The organism is Ochrobactrum sp. SSR, assembly GCF_030067775.1.
Classification (GTDB): domain Bacteria; phylum Pseudomonadota; class Alphaproteobacteria; order Rhizobiales; family Rhizobiaceae; genus Brucella; species Brucella teleogrylli.
The window spans coordinates 598420-620124 of the sequence record NZ_CP125971.1 but is presented as its reverse complement, the minus strand read 5'-3'; the positions used below and the strand labels follow the sequence as shown (position 1 = coordinate 620124).

Genomic DNA, 21705 nt, shown 5'->3' with positions numbered 1-21705 from the left:
ATGAGATCCAAGAAAACGATTGCAAAAATCGTCCGACCGAAACCGGTATCCGAGATCGTGCTGGAACGACTGCGCGCCGATATCGTCAACAACGAATTTGCGCTGGGCGAGAAGATTTCGGAAGGCCAGTTGTCGGAACTTTATCAGGTCACGAAGGCACCAATCCGTTCGGCCTATATCCGCCTTGAAGCAGAAGGGCTGATTGAAATCCGGGCGCAGTCTGGAACTTTTGTTTTCAAGCCGACGCCGCAGGAGCTTCAGGCTCTGTCCGAGCTGCGCACCGCGCTGGAACTTGAGGCAATTTCGCTTGCCATGCAGCGCAGCCTGCGCGTCTTGCAGCGCAGCGTCGGCGAGATTTACGACGAGATGGTCGATTGCGCCCGGCGCGGGGCAATTGATGAATATCAAAAGCTCGATACGCGGTTGCATCTTCTGTTCGTGGAAAGTGCATGTTCGCCTTTCCTGGAGGAAACATTCACCAGCAAGGTCAATAGTCGCTTTGCCGCGCTCCGTACACGTTTCAGCCAGCAACCGCAGCATGTCGAACATTCGCTCAGCGAGCATAAGGGATTGCGCGATGCAATCGCAGCCAATGATGTGGAAGCGGTGCGCAAACTCCTGCGCCAGCACATCGGCTATTCCGAAGTCTATTACGCCGGTCTGATGGACGAGTGACGGCATGACAAATCCCGACCACAGTGCAGAAATTTCTAACATGTTACATGTTTCAGGCGAGCCATTGATGTGGGCTGTTGTTTGCGATGCGCCGGACGAGAAGATGGAGGGTGTCAGCCTGCGCCGGATTCCGCGTCCACAACCTTCTAAAGGGCAGATCCGCGTCCGCGTTGAGGCGGCATCGCTCAATCCCGTGGACTGGAAACTTGCGACCGGCTTTGCGCCATGGTGGCAAGGAACCGGCGCGCATGTGGTTGGCCTTGATGGCGCAGGCGTGATCGACAGTCTGGGACCGGACGTGACGGGCTGGAACGTGGGGGATCGCGTCCTATGGCACAGCGACCTTAACCGGCAGGGCGTTTTGGCCGAATTTGCACTGGCTGACAGCCACGTCCTGTCCCGATTGCCAGACGACATAGCGGCGACGTCTGCGGCGGCGCTGCCCTGTGCCGGCCTGACGGCCTATCAGGCATTGGTGCGCAAGGCGCACGTGGAAGCAGGGCAGACCGTACTTGTTCAGGGCGCGAGCGGCGCCGTGGGCGGCTTTGCCATGCAGATCGCCAAATCCACAGGCGCGACCGTCATCGCACTGGCGCGCAAGGATCAGGAACCGCGCGTAAGATCGCTTGGTGCGGATCATGTTCTGGACCGCCATGCAAAAGATCTGAAGCAACACGTGCACGCGCTCACCAATGGTTACGGAGCCGATATCATGCTGGAGGTCGCCAATCCCGGCGATGCGCGGCAGTCACTAGATCTGATCCGTTATAACGGGCATCTGCTCTGCATCGATCCCATGCCGGTTTTGCGTGAGGTTCCGCCCTATACCTATGCCGCTTCCATCCATGAAGTGGCGCTGGGCGGCGCCTATGCCGCCGGGCATGTTCCCACCCAGCGAGACTTCGCCGTGATGGGCGACGCCATGCTGGCGCTTTTGCAGCAAAAGAAAATTGACCCGATGATCGAACAGGTCATTTCGCTGGACGAGGCGGTCGATGCGCTCAAGAGCATGCGCGAGCGTAACGTACTTGGGAAAATCGTGGTGCGGATCGGAGGGGCTTCATGAGCAACCTGTCTTCCGTCCGTGGCATTCGTTTTCCGGGCCGCTATATCCAGGGCCCCAATGTCTTCGCGCAACTGGGGCAGCACAGTCGCGAACTTGGCGTCAAACCTTTAGCGCTTCTGGACGGTTTTCTTTTCGCGGAGCTGGAACCGCGCCTGCGTTCCGCCTTCGGCGAGGCCATGCAGCCGGTGGCTGTCAGACATGGCGGCGAGTGTTCGGAAGCGGAAGTGGAGCATGTCCAGAAACTGGCCGCCACATCGTCCTCAGACCTGATCGTCGGGATCGGCGGTGGCAAGGTGCTCGATACGGCCAAGGCTGTCGCTCACCGGCTCGGCCTTCCGGTTGTCGTCGTGCCGACAATTGCCGCGTCCGACGCGCCGTGCAGTGCGCTTGCCGTGGTTTATCGCGATGATGGTACGGTTGCCTATGATCTGTTCCTGCCGCGCAATCCTGATCTCGTCCTTGTCGATACGCTGCTGATCGCGCGCGCTCCCTCCCGTTTTCTGGCGGCGGGGATCGGCGATGCACTTGCCACCTTCTATGAGGCCGAGGCCTGCCGCCGAAGTGGTGCGGCGAACTGTATGGGTCTGCCCGGCACCAATCTGGCTTTTGCCATTGCCTCCAGATGCCGGGATGAAATCTTTGCCTTCGGTGAAGAAGCACTTGCGCAATGCGACCGCAACGAGACGGGCCCGGCGCTGGAACGCATCGTTGAAGCCAACATTCTTTTGTCGGGCATTGGCTTTGAATCCGGCGGCGTTGCAGCCGCCCACGCCATTCACCATGGCCTTTGCGAACTGGATGACGTGCACCATCATCTGCATGGCGAAAAGGTCGCGATCGGCGTGCTGGCGGGACTGCTCATTGCTGGCGAAACAGAAGAATTCGAGCGCGTACGCAGCTTTTGTCAATCGGTGCGCCTTCCCACCCGCCTGTCCGATATCGGCATAACTGAGGTGACGGAACAAAAACTTAGCGTCGTCGCAAGGCGCGCCACCCGCGAAGGCGAGATTATTCACAACGAGCCGATGCCCGTTACAGCCAACATGGTGGTTTCGGCGCTCAGGGCACTGGCTTCGTGATTTCAAGGACAAATGAGGAGGTTAATCAAAATGGATGTAAGCACATTCGCAAAGCCGGTATTTGACGGCAAAGTTGTGATCGTTTCCGGCGGCACCAGCGGCATCGGTCTTGCCATGGCGCGCGGTTTTGCCGAAGCCGGTGCGACCGTCATCGCGACGGGCAGTTCAGAACAGCGTATCGCAGAGGCCGCACAGTTTGCGACTGACCGGCTGTCGTTCCAGCGTCTGGATGTGCGCGATGCGCCAGCCGCTGATGCATTTTTTGCCAAACTGGAATGTCTGGATGTTCTGGTGAATTGTCAGGGCATTTCCCGCCCGGACAAGGAATGGGATGAAGATACATTCCTGAATGTGATCGATATCAACCTGTCGAGCGCCATGCGCCTTGCCCGCAGCGCTTATCCTCTCTTGAAGGCGAGCGGCGGCAATATCATCAATGTGGCCTCGATGCTGAGCTATCTTGCCGATGAAACCGTGCCCGCCTACACCGCGAGCAAGGCGGGTATCGTCGGTCTGACCCGCGCCATGGCGCATAAATATGGTCGTGACGGCGTGCGCGTCAACGCAGTCGCGCCGGGCTATCACAAGACCGACATGACGAAAGACCTCTGGCAGGTCGAGGGCAGTGCGGACAAGATCGCCCAGCGCTCGGCGCTGAAGCGGTGGGGCACGGTGGATGATCTGGTCGGGCCGACGCTTTTCCTTGCGTCACCTGCGGCAGCTTTCGTTACCGGCGCCGTATTGCCGGTTGATGGTGGCTATCACAGCGGCTGACGCATTTTCCAGATTGTGGCTCCGCAGGCAGAAGGTGCGGAGCCATTAATACAATTAATGACATGTTACATTTCTGTTTGCATAGGCATATTCGGCAACGGACAGCGAGCATTTGATGAAAAGACGATATTACGCCGGTTGGGATTTCAGACGCGCCCGCAACATCGAGGAACTGCGTTTGATCGCGCGCCGCCGAACCCCGAATTTCTGCTTCGAATATGTCGAAGGCGGAGCGGATGACGAGGTGACGTTGCGCCGCAACCGGGAAGTCTTCGAACAGATCGGCTTTCTGCCGCGCACGCTGGTCGATGTGACCAGTCGAAACCAGTCGGTCGAGCTCTTCGGCCAGCGTGTCGCGAGCCCGTTTGCGATCGGGCCAACCGGCTTTAATGGAATGCTCACGCATCAGGGCGACCTGAAGCTTGCGCGCGCCGCTGCGAAGTCTGGCATTCCGTTCACGCTCAGCAATGTCTCAAATACCTCGATGGAAGATATCGCCGAGCATGCAGGCGGCACCTTGTGGATGCAGGTCTATATGTACCGGACACGCGAATTCGTCCGCAAAGTCGCTGAACGCGCCAAGGCCGCCGGGTTTCAAGGCCTTGTGGTCACGACGGATATTCCGGTCTATGGCAATCGCGAATGGGACCTTCGCAATTTTCGCCGCCCCATGAAGCTCAATCTGCGCAACCTTATCGACACGGCTCTGCATCCGCGCTGGTTGCTGGATGTGCCGATCCCGCATGGTTTGCCGCGTTTCAAGAACCTTGGCGATCTTCTGCCGCCGGGACAGGACTCTGCCAAGGGCGCATCGGCGGTTTTGGGTCGCGAGCTTGATCCATCTCTCAACTGGAGCGACATTCGTTGGCTGCGCGATCTGTGGCCGGGAAAACTCATCGTGAAAGGCGTCTCGACGGGAGCGGATGCAAGGCTGGCACTCGATTGCGGCGCCGATGGGATCGTGATTTCCAACCACGGCGGACGTCAGCTTGACGGTGCGGTATCGGCTCTGGAAGTGCTTCCGGAAATTGCCGCCGAGCTGAAAGGCAAGCTTGCTATCATGCTGGACGGCGGCTTCCGGCGCGGCACCGATATTCTCAAGGCCAAGGCTCTGGGAGCTGATCTTGTGCTAATCGGCCGCGCGGGGATTTATGGTCTGGCCGCAGGCGGTGAGGCTGGCGCGCAGCATGCCATCGGCATCCTGGCGTCGGAGGTGGACCGCGGGCTGGGACTTCTTGGATGCCCCGATATTGCGACCCTCAACAAGGATGCGCTGAGGTTTCGTCCGCTGCACGATTATTCTGTGCCGCAAGAGACGAGACACTGCGTTTAGCCTGTTTGAAGAATTCAAGCGCTGAAGGCGCAAAGATACGGAAAGGGAGTGAGACATATGGAGAAGGATGCCAAATTGAGCACGGCAAAAACGGTTATTGTGACGGGCGCTGGTGGAAATCTGGGCGCGAAGGCTGTCGCAGCACTGGCCGCAGCGCCCTGGTGCGAGAAAGTCATTGGTTTCTATTCGCCCAATCGCACGCCACCGAAACCGGAGAACGACAAGATCGAAATCGTGGTGGCCGATCTGACGGATGCGAACGGAAGTTGGCGTCAACACCTTGAGGGTGTGGATGCAGTTGTTCATTTTGCCGCAAAAAACCCCGTGCCGGACTCCACATGGTCCGAAGCGGCTGCGTCATTCGACATGACCGTCAATCTCGGACTCGCTTGTCTTGAGCATGGCGTCGCCCGTTATGTCTTCTGCTCGTCCAATCACGCGATGGGCGGATACAAGGATGGCGAATTGGCCGCCACCATGGCTCCGGGTGCCCTCCGCGAGGAACTGGCGCCAGCGCCGGGCACCCGCTGGAACGATGGCACGAAGGATATCGACTCGACGGCGTATGGTTCCTCCAAGATCATGGGTGAGCGTTTCGTCGCCGGTCTTGCCGCTGGTTCCAAGGGACGTCTGAGCGCTGTGTCGTTGCGCGTCGGTTGGGCGTTGCCCGGCGACAACGACCCTGCCGATATCAGCACCTCCGGCTCGCCCAGCGGGCAGAGCGCGACTAGCGCCGCCGACGCAGAGGAAGCGCGCACATTACGATGGTTCCGCAATATGTGGTTATCCAACGGCGATTTCGAACAGCTTGTCTTTACCAGCGTCACCGCATCGAGCGACACTTGGCCCGATCCAGGCATTGTGGTTAACGGTGTATCGGCGAATGCCGGTTCAGACTGGAGCCTCGACAATGGCAAACGCTTCCTCGGCTATCATCCGCAGGACGATCTTTACGCCCGCATCGCCCAATGAATGGAGGAGACCCCAATCATGACCGAACAGAATATCAATCCGGACGAAATCACCCTGATCATTGGCAGCTATACGGATTCGCTACCCCATGTGCAGGCGCGCGGGCAGGGGATCAGCGTTCTTCGGCTTTCGAGCGAAAGCGGTCGGATCACACCGGTTTCGCAATTCGCGGGGCTTCGCAACCCGACTTATCTGACGCTATCTGCCGATAAGAAGACGCTTTATGCCGTCGAGGAACTTTCTGCCAAGGATGGCGCGGCGGCGGCAGCGCTCAGCTTCGATAAAGCCTCGGGCGATATGCGCATGCTCGGTCGCGTCGATGCGATGGGCGACTGGCCTTGCCACGTTGCGCTGGACAAAGCCGAAAACAGGCTTTTCGTTTCCAACTATCTGAGCGGAAATTTCATAACCTGCGAACTCGACGCCGCTGGTGTTCCGACCGGGGTGGTTGTCAATGTTCAGCGCAGTGGGACGGGTCCCAACGAGAGCGGGCAGGAAGGACCGCATGTTCACTGCGCAGCGGTCACTCCCGATGGCAACCACGTTCTGATCTGTGATGCAGGAACGGATGAGATTGCGCGTTATTCACTTGCTGAAGGCTTGATTACAACAACTCCCGATCGCGTGGTGAAAACCAGAGGCGGATATCTGCCCCGGCATATGGCGCTTTCGACCGATGGGTCGAAGCTCTTCGTTGTGCATGAACTGGGATGCTCGGTTAGCGCATATGCCCTTGGCGACGATGAAATCCGGCTGATCCAGGAAATCTCCACCTTGCCCGCGGTCTTTACCGGTGAATCGGCTTGCGCGGCGATCCGCGTCCATCCGAACGGACGGTTCGTCTACGCATCCAATCGCGGCCACGATACTATCGTCGCTTTCAAAGTTCATGCTGAAAGTGGAGAAATGGAGGCTGTTGGCTGGTACACGACCCGGGGTGAAACCCCGCGCGATTTCGCTATCGACCCGAGTGGGCGCTATCTGGTTGCGGCCAATCAGGAAGGTCATTCGCTCGCGGTCTACGAGATTGATCAGACAAGCGGGGCGCTTTCGCCACTTGGCGAAACTTATGAGATCGGCAGCCCGGTCTCCGTTGTGTTTGCGTGAGAGTCAGCCGTTAAACTCATTAAAATGACGGGCGATGTCGCTGACACAATCCGCCATCGCTCTGAGGATTGCTTCCGCCGGGGTTTCCTCGAACCGATATCGCGGCATGCTGACACTGATGCAGCCCAGAACCTGCCCGTTGCGATCCACGATAACGCGACCGTAACAGCAGATATCGTCCTCGTTTTCTTGCAGATCGAGCGAATAACCGCGCTCACGGGTTGCCTCGATTTCACGGGTGAAATCGTCGCGACCGGTAATCGTTTGGCGCGTTCTTTGGGGAAGGGGCAGCGTATTGAGTGTTGCCTGAATTTCAGCCTGATCAAGCGCCGCAAGCCAGGCTTTCCCGACCGCGCTGGAGTGAAGCGGCACCCTTGTGCCCACCCGGGACATCATCCTGACGGTCCGGTTGCTTTCCAGCTTGTCGATATAGGTCATTTCATTGCCGTTGCGGATCGCCAGATGGATTGTCTCATCGATGGCGTCGCGCAGCCGCACCAGCGGCAATTCCGCCGCTTGTCTCAAATCCGAACGCTCCCAGCTGCGTGCGGCAAGGCTGATAAGCCGCGGGCCCAGCGACAACAAGCCCGATCCCCGAACTTCCGTCAGCATACCTTCGGCCTTGAGCGCCGCAACGATGCGATAAACCGTAGGGCGAGGCAAATCGACCGCCGTGGCAAGCCTGGCAGTCGTCAGCGGTTGTTCCTGATCGCTGACAGCCTGCAAGACCTGCATGAAACGGGAGAACGCGGCGGTGCCGGGTACTTTTTCCTGCATTGTCAGGATCTATTCTCCCTGTTTCAGCGGTCCTTCGGCCTTTGGTTAGGCTATTAGGTAGCCGCCATCGACGGGCATGACAATACCGGTGACAAAAGCTGCCGCAGGGCTGCAAAGAAACGCGACAGCGCCAGCAATATCCTCTGGCTTGCCCCAGCGCTTCATCGGGGTGCGGTCGAGGATGGGCCCGGAACGCGTGGGGTCGTCCTGTAAAGCCTGTGTCAACGGCGTGGCGATCCAGCCGGGTGCAACAGCATTCACCCGGATGCCGTCGGAAGCATAGGCGATAGCCAGCGATTTGGTGAGCTGAGCCACGCCGCCCTTGCTGGCGCTATAGGCGGGGACAAGCCCGCCGCCGAAGAAGGACAGCATGGAAGCGGTGTTGACGATGGCGCCTTTGCCTTCCGCGAGTTTGCTGCGCGCTGCCGTGCAGACGCGCATCGTGCCGGTAAGATTGATGGCGAGCACTTTTTCAAACACGTCGAGTTCATGTTCCTCATGCCGCCGGATGACGCCTGCGCAATTGACCACCATGTCGAGCCGGTCGAGACCGTCAATCAGCGCCTGAACGCCATTTGCATCGCAAACATCCAGTTCATGATAGCTGATATCGAGACCTGCTTCCGGCTTTGACTGGTCGCTACCGAGGCCAACGGCGACGACACGCGCGCCAAGCCTGGCAAGGCCGGTCGCAATTCCGGCTCCAATGCCGGTTGTGGCTCCGGTGACGAGCGCCAGTTTCCCTGAAAACAGATCGGGGGCATAGGTCATGGTGAAAACTCTTTGAGGGGTTGGGAGAATGGGAGCGTGCAACTGGTGCTGCAAAAAGGCAGGATTCAAACCTGCCTTTTTGACTTATTTTGTATCCGGCAACCGATTGCGATCAGCGGATAAACTGATCGACATAGTCGGCGCCGAGGCCGATTTCTTCATAATGTTTCCGGCACATGTCTATCTTCGTGAAGACATCTTCATAGCCGTTATTGTTGCCCCAGGGGTCGACGTAATACATGCAACCATTAACCTGGAAATAGGTGATCATTTCTTCCACACCTTCATCGACAACCAGCGTGTGGATTTCGCCTGGTGGTTCGAAAGCATAGGACCCCTCGGTGGCGATCCAGTCGTGCTCCAGATAGCGCCAGCTGCCTTTAAGCACCAGCGCGTGGACAGGGCCAGGATGACGATGGCGGCTGAGCACGCCAGACTTGCGAACCTTCAACAGGTTCATCCAGTAACCGGCTGACCGGTTGAGGCACAATGGCCGGAACCAGACATTTTCGGACTGTGGAACCCAGATACGTTCGTCGGTTGGAATGGCGTTGGGCACCACCAAATCAGGCAGCATTTCTACTGGCTGCGGCTTTTGATAGGGCATCCGACGCAATGTTTCGGGGTCGATATCCCCGGGCGGTTGCGCGACCACGGCTCCTCCTGTGTTCACATTATGGACAAAAAGTCTATAATATGAACGTAGCATTTGCGAAACTGACATGTCAATTTAAAACTGACATGTCACATTCTGTTTTTCAATCATTGTTTTGCGGAAGTGACGGCGTTCGGCCTTTCCAATTTCTTTGGAACAGCTCGTTTCCAGCGATCTTATAATGACCTGGAGCGGCGCTTTTCGCTCGACCGCTTGTTTCTGGCATGATATTCGAAAATTGAATTATATTCAATTATTGGAGGAAATATGGCCCCCGAGCTGAATGGCGCGCTGCGTCTCCACTTCGTCATCGGTGATCCCGTCGCACAGGTAAAATCGCCGCAAGGTGTAACCGAGATGCTTCAATCCCGGGGGCATAACGCCATCTGCATACCGGGCCACGTGAAGCCCGAAGATCTGGCCAGTTTCTGGCAATGCGCCCGCGCGCTTCAGAATCTGGATGGTATTATTGTCACCGTTCCCCACAAGATCGCAGCCACGCGCATGGCGGATCGTCTTTCCGAAACGGCGGCGTTTCTGGGCTCTGTCAACACGTTGCGACGGACCCCAACAGGCTGGGAAGGCGCGATGTTTGACGGAATCGGCCATGTTGCGGCGCTACGTAAGGCTGGCTGCCAGCTGGAAGGCAAAAAGGTTTTGCTGGCGGGCGCTGGCGGTGCAGGTGGGGCAATCGCCTATGCGCTCGTTCAGTCGGGTATCGCGGAACTGGCGGTCCATGAAATGGATGCGGCACGCCGCGATAGCCTGATCGAACAGCTTTCTTCTCTGGGTCTGGCGAAAATTGGCGTGGGCACATCAGACCCGTCCGGATTTGATGTTATTGTCAATGCGACGCCTGCGGGCATGAAGGAAGGCGATGCTCTTCCCTTTGACGGCGACAAGCTGGCATCCGACATGTTTGTGGGAGAAGTGATCACCAAACCGGCCATTTCCCCGCTTGTGGCGCGTGCGCGCGAAATCGGCTGCGGCACAATCACCGGCGCTGATATGTTCGTCGAAGTACGCGATCTGATGGTCGATTTTCTTTGCGCGGTGTGAACGACATGAACAGGCATTTCGTACTCGCATTCCTCACCGTTCCCGATCTCGCTCCTGCGGAAGCAATCCGCATCGCAGCGGAAACTGGCTATGACAGCGTTGGTCTGCGCTTGCTTCCAGCCGCCGCCAGCGGTGAGGGACCCTATCCCATTTTAACCGACCCGGCAGTTCTGAGAGAGGCCCGGTCAGCTTTGTCCGATACCGGCATTCGCATTGGGGATGTCGAGATCGTGCGTTTGAAAGCGCAGACAAAGGTCGAGGAATTTCTGCCGTTTCTGGAATGTGCGGCAGTGCTCGGCGCTGCAAATATTCTGGTTGCTGGTGATGATCCAGATCCAGCGCGGCTCACCCAGACTTTTGCGCGTTTCGCCGAGCTTGCGGGCCGCTATGGTTTGACCGCTGATCTCGAATTCATGCCGTGGACTGGCGTGCGGGACGCACAAGCGGCTTTGGCCATCGTGGAAAAGGCCGGCCAAGCCAATGGTGGTGTGCTTGCCGACGCTCTGCATTGGGACCGCACTGGCGGCAAGGTCGATGATCTCACATCTATTCCGACCGAGCGTATTCATTATTTTCAAATATGCGATGCGCCAAAAGAATTCATCGACACCGATAGCGAACTGATCCGGGTTGCCCGCGGCGGGCGGCTGTTTCCGGGACAGGGCGGTATTGATCTGCGCGCATTTCTGGCGGCTTTGCCTGCGAATGTGCCGATCAGTGTGGAAATCGCCTCCGAAGAATTTAACGCGCGGCTGGCGCCGCGTGAAAGAGCGGCTCAGGCGCTGGCCGCGACACTGGGCTTGATGAATTCCCTCCAAAATTAAAATCAAATTATTTTCTGGAATGATATTCAAATTTCTGTATAACGATCCTCACGCTGGGGAGTGAGGATCGTGAGTCCTCGGCGCACGAGGACAAAAATGTCGCATCATGACGGTGGAACCGCGCTGCAAATGCAACGTGGAACGTATGCGATCGAGTGGAGGAACAGATGAACAGCATAGATGCCGTCGGGTCCGATGGCGCAAAACTGACACTTGCAACCCGCAAGGGTGTGCACGGAAAAGCCATTGATCAAACGAAGCAGGACAATATTGCGTTAGAAGCCATTGGCGCTTCGCAAAACTGGTCTTCGTTGAGGGTCATCATTCTGGCGATCTGCTTTTTGTTGAACGCCATCGACGGCATGGATGTTGTTATCCTTTCCTATATCGCGCCTGCGCTTTCGGCAGACTGGGCGCTGTCACCGGAGCGGCTTGGTGTCGTGTTCTCCGCAAGTCTTGCGGGCATGGTGATCGGCTGCTTCTTCGTTGCGCCGCTTGCAGACAGATGGGGTCGCCGGCCACTGACGATTACGGCCCTCGCGGCAATCACAATCGCCATGATCCTGAGCGGCTTTGTAACCACAGTCATGGAACTGGTTGTCCTGCGCTTCTTCATCGGCGTTTGGATCGGCGCGATCCTTGCTTCGATGGCCGCGCTTGCTGCGGAATTTGCACCGGTAAGGGAGCGTTCCTTCGCCGTGGCCGTCATGACCGCTGGCTATCCGCTTGGAGCGGTTTTTACCGGCCTCGCCATGGCACCGCTGCTCCCTGTCTACGGCTGGCATATGATGCTGATCGGCGCGGGCATTACCTCGTTGGTGGTGCTGCCGTTCGTCTGGTTTTTCCTACCGGAATCGCTCGATTTTCTGGTCCGCAAACGGCCTGAAAATGCTCTGCAACGCGTCAATCATGTGCTGGCGAGGCTCGGTATGGAGTCGGTCGAGCAATTGCCGCAAAAGTCCGCTCAGCAGAAAGCTGCTGGTTTCGCTACCATTTTCGCCGAAAATCGTCTGGTGCCAACGATTTGGCTCTGGGTCGGAATTTTCATGGGCTTCCTGTCGCTTTATTTCGTTATCTCATGGGTGACGAAGCTTGCCTCGCAAGCCGGTTTGACATTGGAAAATGCCATCTATGTTGGCGCGATCCTGAACTTCGGCGCGTTTCTGGGAACGTTGCTGATGGGCAAGCTCTCGAACCGCTTTCCGCAAGGCATTGTCGGGGCGGTGTTCCTAGTTCTCGCCGCGGCACTTCTGGTGGTGTTCGGAACAGTCCACATGTCGCTCGGCATTGTACTCTTCACGGCGTTCCTCATGGGAATGGCGATCTATGGCGGCTTCAACTCCTTCTATGGTCTCGCAGCCAGCCTTTATCCGGCTTCCGTCCGGGGCACGGGCGTTGGCTGGGCCATGGGCGCAGGGCGCTTTGGCGCCGTCGTTGGCCCATCGATGGGCGGCGTTCTGATCGGTTCGGGAGCAAGCCTGTCGACGGTGATGATCGTTTTTGCGGTTCCACTGGTGATTGCGGCCATCGCCGCACTTTATTCCCACGCCCGATAGTTAAGCGTTCTGGCAGATAGGAAATACATATGTCTCCCGACCACTCCATCGATAACAACGACCCGATGGTTTCCTCTCATCGAGCGGCATGCGATGTCCTCGTTATCGGTTCTGGTGCCGGGGGACTTTCTGCAGCGGTAGCGGCAGCGCATTTCGGATTGAAGGTCATCGTGGCCGAAAAAGCCGATGTATTTGGTGGCACCACTGCCTTTTCCGGTGGCTGGTTGTGGATCCCCAATGCGCCTCATGCCGTATCCGCTGGCAAGGGTGAAAACCCCGATGAGCCGAAAGCCTATTTGAGGCATATTCTTGGTAATAGTTACGATGAGGCCATGATCGACGGTTATCTGAAAGCCGCGCCGCGCATGCTGTCTTTCTTTGAGCGCAACACGCAAGTCCGCTTCAATCCGGGCAGCGGCGTACCGGATTTTCACGGCAATGCACCGGCGGCGGCGACAGGCTGGCGTTCGGTTGTCGCCGCACCTTATGACGGTCGCGAACTTGGCTCCTTGATCGGAAAATTGCGCCCGCCGATCCCCGAAACAACGTTTTTGGGCATGGGCATCGCATCGGGCGTCGACATGCGCATGTTCCTGACGGCGATACGCTCACTCAAAGCATTTGCCTATGTTACACGACGCGTGTCGAAACATCTGCGCGATCTCGTTGTTCATCGGCGCGCGATGCAACTTGTCAATGGCAACGCGTTGGTCGCGCGGCTATTGCGGTCTGCATCCGATAAGGAGATTACCCTTTGGTCGGGAGCCGCAGCGCGCGAATTGACCGCTGATCAAGGACGTGTCACGGGCGCCGTTCTCATGACCGCTAAAGGCCCCCTTACTGTCACTGCCAAACATGGCGTTGTGCTGGCGACAGGTGGCTTTCCGCATGATAAAGGGCGTCTCTTTGAACACTTGCCGCATGTTCGGGCCGGTACGGATCACGCATCGGCAGCGCCCAAGACAAACAGTGGCGATGGTATGCGTCTTGCCGAAATGGTCGGCGGGCACGTATCCGACCGCATGGCGCATGGTGCGGCCTATGCGCCGGTATCGCTCGTTCCCCGCAATGATGGAACCGTGGGGCGTTTTCCGCATCTGGTCGAGCGCGGAAAGCCGGGTGTAATCGCGGTATTGGCTTCGGGAAGCCGTTTCGCCAATGAGGGCGGCCCCTATCACGACTATGTTTGTGATATGATAGCAGCGACCCCGGAGGGGCAACCAGTTGTCTCATGGCTCATCTGCGATCATCGGTTTTTGCGCCGTTACGGTCTTGGCGCTGTCAAACCAGCGCCCGTTCCTTATCGGCGTTGGTTGAACAACGGCTATCTTATCAAGGGCGCAACGATCACCGAATTGGCTGAACGCTGCGGCATCGACGCGGCGGGTCTCAACGCGACCGTCACAGCGTTCAACCGTGATGCGCAATGGGGAGAAGACCCGCAATTCAATCGCGGCCAGACGCTCTATCAGCGGGTTCAGGGGGACCCCGATCAGAAACCCAATCCCTGTATTGCTCCCATCCGCAATGGACCTTTCTATGCGGTGCGAATTGTACCAGGCAGTCTGGGTACATTTACCGGTATCGTGACCGATGCATTTGCGCGTGTCCTCGATGCTTCGGGCCAGCCAATTGCCGGTCTTTATGCAGCCGGCAACGACATGAACAGCATTATGGGTGGTCACTATCCAAGTGGTGGTATCACGCTTGGCCCTGCCATGACCTTTGGGTTCCTCGCAGCTGAAACCATTGCCAAGCGGGCCGCGATTGAGAGCGCACAATCCAACAGCAAGGAAACAGAATATGCGATCTGATCATGATCAGCACGGAACAGACGAAGTCGATCTGCTGGTTTGCGGTGCAGGCGCTGGTGGCATGACGGTGGCGCTGGTTGGTGCGCTGGAGGGACTAAATGTCCTCCTATGTGAAAAGACCAAACAGGTTGGTGGCACAACCTCAACCTCGGGAGGCACCACTTGGGTCCCGGGAACACATCTTTCTGAAGAAGCAGGCGTTCCTGATACCGTCGAGGATGCGCGCGCTTTTCTGGAAAGCGTTGTCGCCAGTCGCAGCGGCATTCGGCTGCGCGAGGCGTTTCTCGCCTCAGGGCGCGAGGCTATCGAGGAACTCGACCGTCGCACCGATGTGAAATTTGCCGCCGCTCTTGCACATCCCGACTATCTCGACGGGCCAGGTTCTGCCTATGGGGGCCGGGCTTTGGGCCCAGTCGCTTTTGACGGTCGCCTGCTGGAGCGTGATGATTTCGACCGGGTTCGTCCGCCGCGCCGCGAATTCATGGGACTTGGCGGTATGATGGTGGGACGCAATGAACTGGGCGCCTTGCTGCAACCCTTCGGCTCCATCGCCAATTTCCGCAGCACCGTCCAGATCGTCGGGCGCTATGTGCTCGACCGCCTCAGTTACAAGCGCGGAACACGCCTTTTGATGGGCAATGCACTGGTGGCACGGCTTCTCTTTAGTCTGCGCAAGGCAAAGGTGCCGGTGCTGTTCGAAACCGGCGTTCACGAACTGATTGTTGAGGATGGCCGCGTTGTTGGCGCGGTGCTGGAGGGGCCATCGGGGTCGCGCCGCATCAGGGCTCGCAAAGGGGTCGTGCTGGCGACGGGGGGCGTATGCTGGAACAAGAAAATCCGCGACCGGCTGTTTCCTGAAGCGGCGCGCGATTATTCGCTTGCGCCTGTCACCAACACCGGCGATGGAGCGGATGTGGCAATGGCGATAGGCGCGCGCTTCGAGGATGGCGGCGATAGCCCCGCCCTTTGGATGCCCTGCTCGTCCTATCGTCGGGCAGACGGATCGCTGGCCGTGTGGCCGCATATCATCCTCGACCGCGCCAAGCCGGGCCTTCTGGCGGTTGACGCTGCAGGCAAGCGCTTCGTCAATGAATCCAATTCCTATCATGATTTTTCGATGGGTCAGATTGGTAATGGCGCCAATCCAGCCCACCTGGTTTGCGACGCAGCATTTCTGCATCGCTATGGTATGGGGATGATCCTGCCGGGGGCGAAGAACCTGAAAGCTATGCTCAAGGCCGGATATGTGATCGAGGGCGCGACCTTGCCGGAACTGGCGGCCAAGATCGGCTGCGACGCGGGCGTGCTTGTCCAGACCGTCGAAGCCTATAATCGTTCTGCCGCAACCGGTATTGATGAAGACTTTGGGCGCGGCACATCGGTGATGAACCGATTCAATGGCGACGCGAGCTTCAGCCCTAATCCGTGCTTAGGGCCGGTTGGTGCCGGTCCCTATTACGCCATGGCTGTGCGCCCATCCGATCTCGCCTCCAGTGCGGGTCTTTCCGGCGATGAATTTGGCCGGGTTCTCAATGAGAACGGCGAGCCGATCCATGGACTTTATGCTTGCGGCAATGATCTCGCCTCCATCTTTCGCGGGACCTATCCGGGGCCGGGCACGACCATTGGTCCAGCCGTGGTGTTTGGATGGCGTGTGGCCAAACACGCCGCCGGAAAGCTTACCGATGTGTCACAAGATGCGCCCGACGTTATCACGAATGAAAGGAAGAAACATGCAACGCTATGAAATCGCAACTCTTTCCACGACCATGGGGGCAGCCGCCAAGGTTGCGCCGGCAGTGGAAGCATTCGCGGGGGAAGGCAAGGGGCGTCTTCTGGGCATTTTCTATGCCGATATTGGCGCGTTGAATAAGGTTCTGGTTCTGCGCGGCTTTGATACCACCGGCGATTTTGAAGTCGAGCGTGAGCGCACACTTCGCGCGGCCAGTCCGTTTGGTGCTGCCGAATGGCTGACCGAACTGGAACTTGAAGGCTATGCGCCATTTCCATTTCTGCCGCCGATTGAGACTGGCAGCTTTGGTCCTGCCTATGAATTCCGTACCTATGTTCTCAAGACCGGTGGTCTGGAGCCAACGATAAAGGCATGGGAAGCGGCTGTACCGGCGCGCACGGAACTCTCAAAGCTGACCATCTGCATGTATGGCGTCGACGGCAAGCCGCGCATGACGCATATCTGGCCTTTCGCTTCGGTGAACGAGCGCGGCCAGATCCGTGCAGATTCCGTTGCCAAAAACGTGTGGCCACCGAAAGGCGGGCCGGATTGGCTGACGACCGACATGCGTTCGACCATCGCTTTTCCGACTGCAAATTCGCCTCTGAAATAAGTCGCGACGATCAAAACGGGAGAAGAAGAAATGGCCTCGTTTCCTCTTGGAGTGAGTACGATCAGTGATGCCTGGACAGTGCCGCTGGAAGAGTCTTTGACTCGTCTGGCGAAGCTTGGCTTCACGCATTTCGATGTGATGGTCAGCCCGGCGCATCTCGACATCCAGAATATGACGGCGCGTGATTATGCGCGCATCCGTCGGTTTCTGGAAGCGGAAGGCTTGACCATTCATTCGCTGACGGCACAGAGCCTGGACCATAATCTTGCTTCGCCCCGCGAAGAAATCCGCGAAATGACGGTCGGCTTCAACAAGAAACTATTGGACGCGACCTACGAACTTGGGGCGCAAGGCTTTGTCTCCGTATCAGGGCGATATAATTCTCTAAATGCGCCACCAAAGGCGCAGTTGGAGGGCTGGTTCCGGGGTTCTCTCGAAAAGACGGTCGCTTATGCGGAGCGGGCTGGGGTAAAGGTGTTTCTGGAAAACATCCCGATGGGGGTTTTGCCGGATGCAAAGAGCATGGTCAAATGGGTGGAAGAATTTGCGAGCCCCGCTTTGACCATCTGCTACGATCTGGCCAACGCGCATTTCATCAGTGAGGACCTGAGTGAAGCGATCCCGCTAGTGGTCCCTTACCTCGATATACTGCACATGTCCGACACCGGGAAAAGCGCCTGGAAGCACGACCCCATCGGAACGGGCAGCGTTGATTTCGTGGCGGCGGCCAAAGCACTGGCCGCGTCGGATTATCGGGGACTGTCGGTCGTGGAAATTCTCAGTTCCGAACCGGACGCCGCAATTCAGGACGCTTTGCAAAAGCTGCAACCTCTGGGCTGGGCGCTGTCTGAACAACAAAACTTACGCAAGGCTGGCTAAGCTTTTTCAGCTCTGCGTTAATCCTCCGAAACAAAAGAAGCCCCGAAAGGATCATTCCCTTCGGGGCTTTTGCTTTAGTGCGGTTCGGTTAAGACGGAATCGTGGAACCGCTCTATCTATTTGTTTTTACGCATTATCCTACGTATCGAAGCGGGATCAGAAATCAGTCCGGTGGACTGATTTCCCCGCGTAGGCGCTACGCACTTTTGCTGGAAATGCTCTATGTCGGACGGGCCTCAGCTTCGTTTGTGCAAGCCGGGAAAGTAGCGCGATCCACTCGCCGCAAGACCGATCTCTTCTGCTGCTCTGGTGAGGTGCGGTGCAAGCTCCGCCATCCGCTCCGCTGTCATGCGGACAGTTGGTCCAGCGATGGAAAGGCAGCTAATAACCTCGCCGCCGCTGCGAACCGGCACAGCCATCGCAGCCATGCCGATAATGTAGCTATTGACCGAAATGGAATAGCCACGCTTGCGTGTCTGCGCCAACACTTTCAGAAGTTCAGTGATCGTGGTGGGAGCACCAGGACCGGAGGGCTTGTTGCTGTTGACGAGGCCCTGTTGCGCAACCCGGTGCAGAGCCTCTTCATCGCTCATCGAGGCAAGCCACGCCTGACCACCAGCGCTTGTGGCCAGATGAACATTGACGCCCTGTTCTTGTCCGGGATCATAACGCAAACCGCCAGTCGCGCCTTGTGCAACCGCGACCCAGATCAGATCGTCGCCATCAATCACCGAGAGACGAATCAACTCGCCGCTGGTTTGGGCCAACCGGTCCAATATGGGCTGAGCCACATCTCCAACGCCCGTGCGGCCGAGAAAACCTACACCGAGCGCTGCGAGCTTCATGGTGAGCGCATAGTCGCCCTGATCCTGAACCTGACGAACATAACCAAGTCGAATCAATTCGTTAAGCGTGCGGTGCACGCCACTTGGAGGCTGATTGACATGCTGGGCAATCGCTGAGACGGACAGACCGGCAGGACGAGCCGCGAGCAGCTCGATGATGGTCAGCGATTTTTCAAGAGCGCTCATAGTATCCCATTTCAGTTACCTATGCTCTTTGTGGCACATGAGCCAAGACAGTCAAGACGATTACAGTGCGCTGTCAGAAGAATTGACCCAAGCCGTGGCGAACAATCGGGCAGTGTGGCACTTTTGGTTCCCACGGATAGAAGCTGACGGGGAAGGGGCGCAAACCTTCGGGCAATCGCTTAGATAGTTAAGACGATCTTGGCGGCGGCGGTGTGCCCCCTATCAAGATCGCGGAAGGCTTGGCTCCCTTCGGATAAATGCCGGCTTTCAACCCAATTGAGCGGACCCAGTCGCCCGGATGCCAGCAACGCGACGGTTTCCCGAAAATCCGTCATTGAATAACAATAGGAGCCGATGAAAGCGATTTCCGCAAGCGTGATCCGTCTGACATCCACACCTTCCGATCCCGGCAGAAGGCCGAGATGCACAATCGTAGCCCCGCGGCGTGCCATCAAGAATGCTGCCTCTCTCGTTTGCTTCGCGCCGACCGCGTCAAAGATCAGATCGACCGAGTTCGCTGGAGGCGCCGATGACGCATCGTTGGGATCGTAGGCGATAATCGCGGAACTGGCGGCAGACGCGGTCCTGCGGCGAATAGGATTTGGTTCTGCAAGCATTACAGCACCCGCCCCTTGGGCAATTGTGACAAGCGCGGTCGCCAGTCCGATGGCTCCTCCGCCAAGCACCGCAACGCGCGCTGCCGAAAGCGGACGACGCAAATTGTTTGTCCCGAGAAGAACTGCATGATAGGCGACCGCAACCGGTTCGGCGAGCGCGGCCACACGAAAATCCATGTCGTCTGGAATTTTCACCAGATTGCGTTCTGGCACCACGATCCGTTCGGCAAAGCCGCCTGCATGCGGCGGGAGCCCTATGTTGCGCTGGTTTTCACACAGCTGTTGCGCCCCGGACAGGCACTCGGTGCATTCTCCGCAGGTCAAAAGTGGATTGACCGCCACACGCTGGCCGGCCAAAGATCCTGTTTCCACAACACCAGCTATTTCATGTCCCATAATCATCGGTGGAACCCGACGCGGGTCGTGTCCGTGATAACCATGCATGTCCGAGCCGCAGATGCCACACGCCTTGACCTTGAGAAGCGCTGTGCGGGGGCCAGCTTGCGGTTCATCGACTTCGCGATAAACCATGTTTTCTTTACCCAGATAAACCAGCGCTTTCATTGTGTTCCTTCTCCCAAATGTGGCATTGCGTGCTTTATCGCTCGCGCGTTCTCGAAGCCGCGTTGCTGTTATGCACGAGGGTTGACTACGGTTCACCTGGGGGCGCGGGGTTCGATGGGTTGAACCCGTGGACGCTTGGCTCGCTCCGCCCGGATTATGCGCTAATCTGTAAGCGGTCCGATATGATCAAGCCTGGCGCCGCGAGCGGCTCGCGTACCCAGCGCGCGCACCGGCTCATTATCTATGCCGTAACGTTCCGCCATCATCATGATATGTGCAGAAAGTTGCTGCAGCGCTTGGGCAATCTGGTTGTTTTCCAGAAGATCGACAATGACCAGATGCTCCGCGCTGGAAAATTTGCGGGTTGGCAAAGACGAGCGATGCGACCGCAACGCCGCAACTTTGCTGGCGACAAGATGGTAGGCGTTAACGAGGTAGGGATTGCCACAATTTTCCAGCGCCGCGTCGTGAAAATGATCGTCGGCCCGAGCACCGCGCAGAACATCGCCAGCCTCACATGCCTCAACCATGTCTTTCGCTGCGATGCGCATCGCGTTCAACGTTTCATCACGCCTGCGCACCATGGCGAGACGTACCGCTTCAACTTCGATAGTCTTTCGGAACTCGCACAGATTGACGGTATCTTCATGGGTCGGCAGGAAAACAAAAGTGCCCCGCTGTGGTTGCACATCAATCAGACCCTGTTGCTCAAGAATGGCGAAGGCTTCCTTGACGGGACTGCGGCTGACACCGAGCGCGGTTGCGAGCTTGTCTTCCGACAGCGCATCCCCCAGTTCAAGTTCACCGTCTATAATTGCCCGCCGTAACCTGTCGGTCACCCGTGCACCCAGCGAGGATCGCGGTTTTGAATGCATTTCTGCGGACCCTTTCCTTGTTGCAGCTAAAATAACTTCTCAATGCAGTATAAATGATTCCTGTACGCGTCCACCGGGGGCGAAGCAACACCCCCGGTGCCATGACACCACGGCAGTTACACACTGTCGAGGAAGCGTTTTGTTGCTGCCATTCCCTGTTCGGCGCGTTCAAGGAAACTAAGTTCGGTATCGCCTTTATGCGGAGTTTCGACGCTGATGACGACATCGTCGGGCAGTACGGACATCAGTTCGCGCAACCAAAGACCACCGTCGCCGGGGAACATCCGTCCAGTTCGGGCCTCAGCAATGCAACCGGCATTGTCCACCGGCTGTTCAGCCGGTGCATCGCAAAGTTGCAGATAGAGCGCCAGTCCTTCCGGCAGGGACGCAACATCACGGGGATTACCGCCCGACCGGGACAGATGCAGCGCATCGATCAGGAGCCCGACATTTTTCCGGCCTGATGCGGTGGCAAGGCGCGTTGCATCCTGGATCGTCGCCGTCGAACGCCAGCGCATGAACTCTACCGCCATTTTGATGTCGTATTGTGCTGCAGCATCGGCGATCTGCGCCAGATTGTCCGAAGACCGCGACAGGTCGGGGTCTTCGCAGGTGATCTGCATCAACGGCATGCGCAATTCGCCAGCCGTTTCGATGATTGGTAGCCATGCGGCAATATCGGTCTGTGGCAAAAGCGTAAATACTTCCCCGTCATAGAACGAGACACCGGTATCTGCGGCGGCGGCCTTGATCTCCCGGAGCAGCGGCTTCTGGCCGACAATGGGATGGGCGAGTTCCAGTCCGTGCGGGGCGATCAGCCGCAGACTGACCATATCGTAACCGCAGGACGCTGCGATCTTGACGTTATCAACGGGTGGGCAACCGAAGACGGTCAGATAGGCGAGGGAGAGAGGATGTTTTTTATACATGCT

General features: G+C 57.7%; 21 protein-coding genes. 14 read left to right on the top strand and 7 right to left on the bottom strand.

What is annotated here, in order from left to right; all coding sequences use genetic code 11:
- The 7 genes from QLQ11_RS20275 to QLQ11_RS20245 all read left to right on the top strand — a co-directional run bounded on the left by QLQ11_RS20275 (position 1) and on the right by QLQ11_RS20245 (position 7006).
- Positions 1 to 675: a GntR family transcriptional regulator gene (locus QLQ11_RS20275; RefSeq protein ID WP_171318090.1), complete on the top strand. Its 675-nt coding sequence runs from the start codon at positions 1 to 3 to the stop codon at positions 673 to 675.
- A 67-nt stretch (positions 676 to 742) separates the two neighbouring features.
- Entirely contained in the window at positions 743 to 1741 is a 999-nt protein-coding gene (locus QLQ11_RS20270; RefSeq protein ID WP_171318091.1) for a zinc-binding dehydrogenase, read from the top strand.
- The gene (locus QLQ11_RS20265; protein ID WP_371836069.1) at positions 1738 to 2820 is read left to right on the top strand and encodes a glycerol dehydrogenase; all 1083 of its coding nucleotides are present in this window, start codon (positions 1738 to 1740) and stop codon (positions 2818 to 2820) included. Before QLQ11_RS20270 ends, QLQ11_RS20265 begins: the two co-directional genes overlap by 4 nt.
- Positions 2821 to 2850: 30 nt before the next feature.
- Positions 2851 to 3594, top strand: coding sequence for an SDR family NAD(P)-dependent oxidoreductase (locus QLQ11_RS20260; protein WP_124915792.1), 744 nt, complete (start codon positions 2851 to 2853; stop codon positions 3592 to 3594).
- Positions 3595 to 3709: 115 nt separating this feature from the next.
- A complete protein-coding gene (locus QLQ11_RS20255; protein WP_124915793.1) occupies positions 3710 to 4927 on the top strand; it encodes an alpha-hydroxy acid oxidase in 1218 nt (405 codons plus the stop codon).
- A gap of 75 nt (positions 4928 to 5002) precedes the next feature.
- Complete coding sequence (locus QLQ11_RS20250; RefSeq protein WP_283735599.1) at positions 5003 to 5899, top strand: NAD(P)-dependent oxidoreductase; 897 nt, start codon at positions 5003 to 5005, stop codon at positions 5897 to 5899.
- Positions 5900 to 5917: 18 nt separating this feature from the next.
- A complete protein-coding gene (locus QLQ11_RS20245) occupies positions 5918 to 7006 on the top strand; it encodes a lactonase family protein (protein WP_371836068.1) in 1089 nt (362 codons plus the stop codon).
- A 3-nt stretch (positions 7007 to 7009) separates the two neighbouring features.
- Here the strand turns inward: QLQ11_RS20245 and QLQ11_RS20240 are convergent, their stop codons facing one another.
- The 3 genes from QLQ11_RS20240 to QLQ11_RS20230 form a co-directional block, all read right to left on the bottom strand.
- A complete protein-coding gene (locus QLQ11_RS20240; RefSeq protein ID WP_283735601.1) occupies positions 7010 to 7783 on the bottom strand; it encodes an IclR family transcriptional regulator in 774 nt (257 codons plus the stop codon).
- Positions 7784 to 7828: 45 nt separating this feature from the next.
- Positions 7829 to 8554, bottom strand: coding sequence for an SDR family NAD(P)-dependent oxidoreductase (locus tag QLQ11_RS20235; protein ID WP_121539047.1), 726 nt, complete (start codon positions 8552 to 8554; stop codon positions 7829 to 7831).
- Between the two features lie 112 nt (positions 8555 to 8666).
- Positions 8667 to 9161: a 2,4'-dihydroxyacetophenone dioxygenase family protein gene (locus tag QLQ11_RS20230; RefSeq protein WP_121539079.1), complete on the bottom strand. Its 495-nt coding sequence runs from the start codon at positions 9159 to 9161 to the stop codon at positions 8667 to 8669.
- 315 nt (positions 9162 to 9476) lie between these two features.
- Between QLQ11_RS20230 and QLQ11_RS20225 the strand changes: the two genes are divergently transcribed.
- From QLQ11_RS20225 to QLQ11_RS20195, 7 genes are all read left to right on the top strand, one after another.
- Entirely contained in the window at positions 9477 to 10268 is a 792-nt protein-coding gene (locus QLQ11_RS20225; protein ID WP_283735602.1) for a shikimate dehydrogenase, read from the top strand.
- Positions 10269 to 10273: 5 nt separating this feature from the next.
- On the top strand, positions 10274 to 11092 hold the full coding sequence (locus QLQ11_RS20220) for a sugar phosphate isomerase/epimerase (RefSeq protein WP_283735603.1): 819 nt from the start codon (positions 10274 to 10276) through the stop codon (positions 11090 to 11092).
- Between the two features lie 167 nt (positions 11093 to 11259).
- Positions 11260 to 12648 carry an MFS transporter gene (locus QLQ11_RS20215; RefSeq protein ID WP_283735604.1) on the top strand — a complete coding sequence of 463 codons (1389 nt, stop codon included), beginning with the start codon at positions 11260 to 11262 and terminating at the stop codon, positions 12646 to 12648.
- A 29-nt stretch (positions 12649 to 12677) separates the two neighbouring features.
- Positions 12678 to 14462: an FAD-dependent oxidoreductase gene (locus QLQ11_RS20210; protein ID WP_283735605.1), complete on the top strand. Its 1785-nt coding sequence runs from the start codon at positions 12678 to 12680 to the stop codon at positions 14460 to 14462.
- Entirely contained in the window at positions 14452 to 16209 is a 1758-nt protein-coding gene (locus QLQ11_RS20205; protein ID WP_283735606.1) for an FAD-binding protein, read from the top strand. The genes QLQ11_RS20210 and QLQ11_RS20205 overlap by 11 nt, the downstream gene beginning before the upstream one ends.
- The gene (locus QLQ11_RS20200; RefSeq protein ID WP_283735607.1) at positions 16196 to 16807 is read left to right on the top strand and encodes an NIPSNAP family protein; all 612 of its coding nucleotides are present in this window, start codon (positions 16196 to 16198) and stop codon (positions 16805 to 16807) included. Before QLQ11_RS20205 ends, QLQ11_RS20200 begins: the two co-directional genes overlap by 14 nt.
- A 30-nt stretch (positions 16808 to 16837) precedes the next feature.
- Positions 16838 to 17686, top strand: a complete 849-nt coding sequence (locus tag QLQ11_RS20195; protein WP_124915800.1) for a sugar phosphate isomerase/epimerase — start codon at positions 16838 to 16840, stop codon at positions 17684 to 17686.
- A 236-nt stretch (positions 17687 to 17922) separates the two neighbouring features.
- On the opposite strand, the gene QLQ11_RS20190 is transcribed toward QLQ11_RS20195, so the two are convergent.
- The 4 genes from QLQ11_RS20190 to QLQ11_RS20175 all read right to left on the bottom strand — a co-directional run bounded on the left by QLQ11_RS20190 (position 17923) and on the right by QLQ11_RS20175 (position 21702).
- Complete coding sequence (locus QLQ11_RS20190; RefSeq protein WP_283735608.1) at positions 17923 to 18717, bottom strand: IclR family transcriptional regulator; 795 nt, start codon at positions 18715 to 18717, stop codon at positions 17923 to 17925.
- A 179-nt stretch (positions 18718 to 18896) separates the two neighbouring features.
- Positions 18897 to 19898, bottom strand: a complete 1002-nt coding sequence (locus tag QLQ11_RS20185) for an alcohol dehydrogenase catalytic domain-containing protein (RefSeq protein ID WP_283735609.1) — start codon at positions 19896 to 19898, stop codon at positions 18897 to 18899.
- Positions 19899 to 20059: 161 nt separating this feature from the next.
- Complete coding sequence (locus QLQ11_RS20180) at positions 20060 to 20773, bottom strand: GntR family transcriptional regulator (protein WP_283735610.1); 714 nt, start codon at positions 20771 to 20773, stop codon at positions 20060 to 20062.
- 116 nt (positions 20774 to 20889) lie between these two features.
- The gene (locus tag QLQ11_RS20175; protein ID WP_283735611.1) at positions 20890 to 21702 is read right to left on the bottom strand and encodes a sugar phosphate isomerase/epimerase; all 813 of its coding nucleotides are present in this window, start codon (positions 21700 to 21702) and stop codon (positions 20890 to 20892) included.
- Positions 21703 to 21705: the final 3 nt, after the last annotated feature.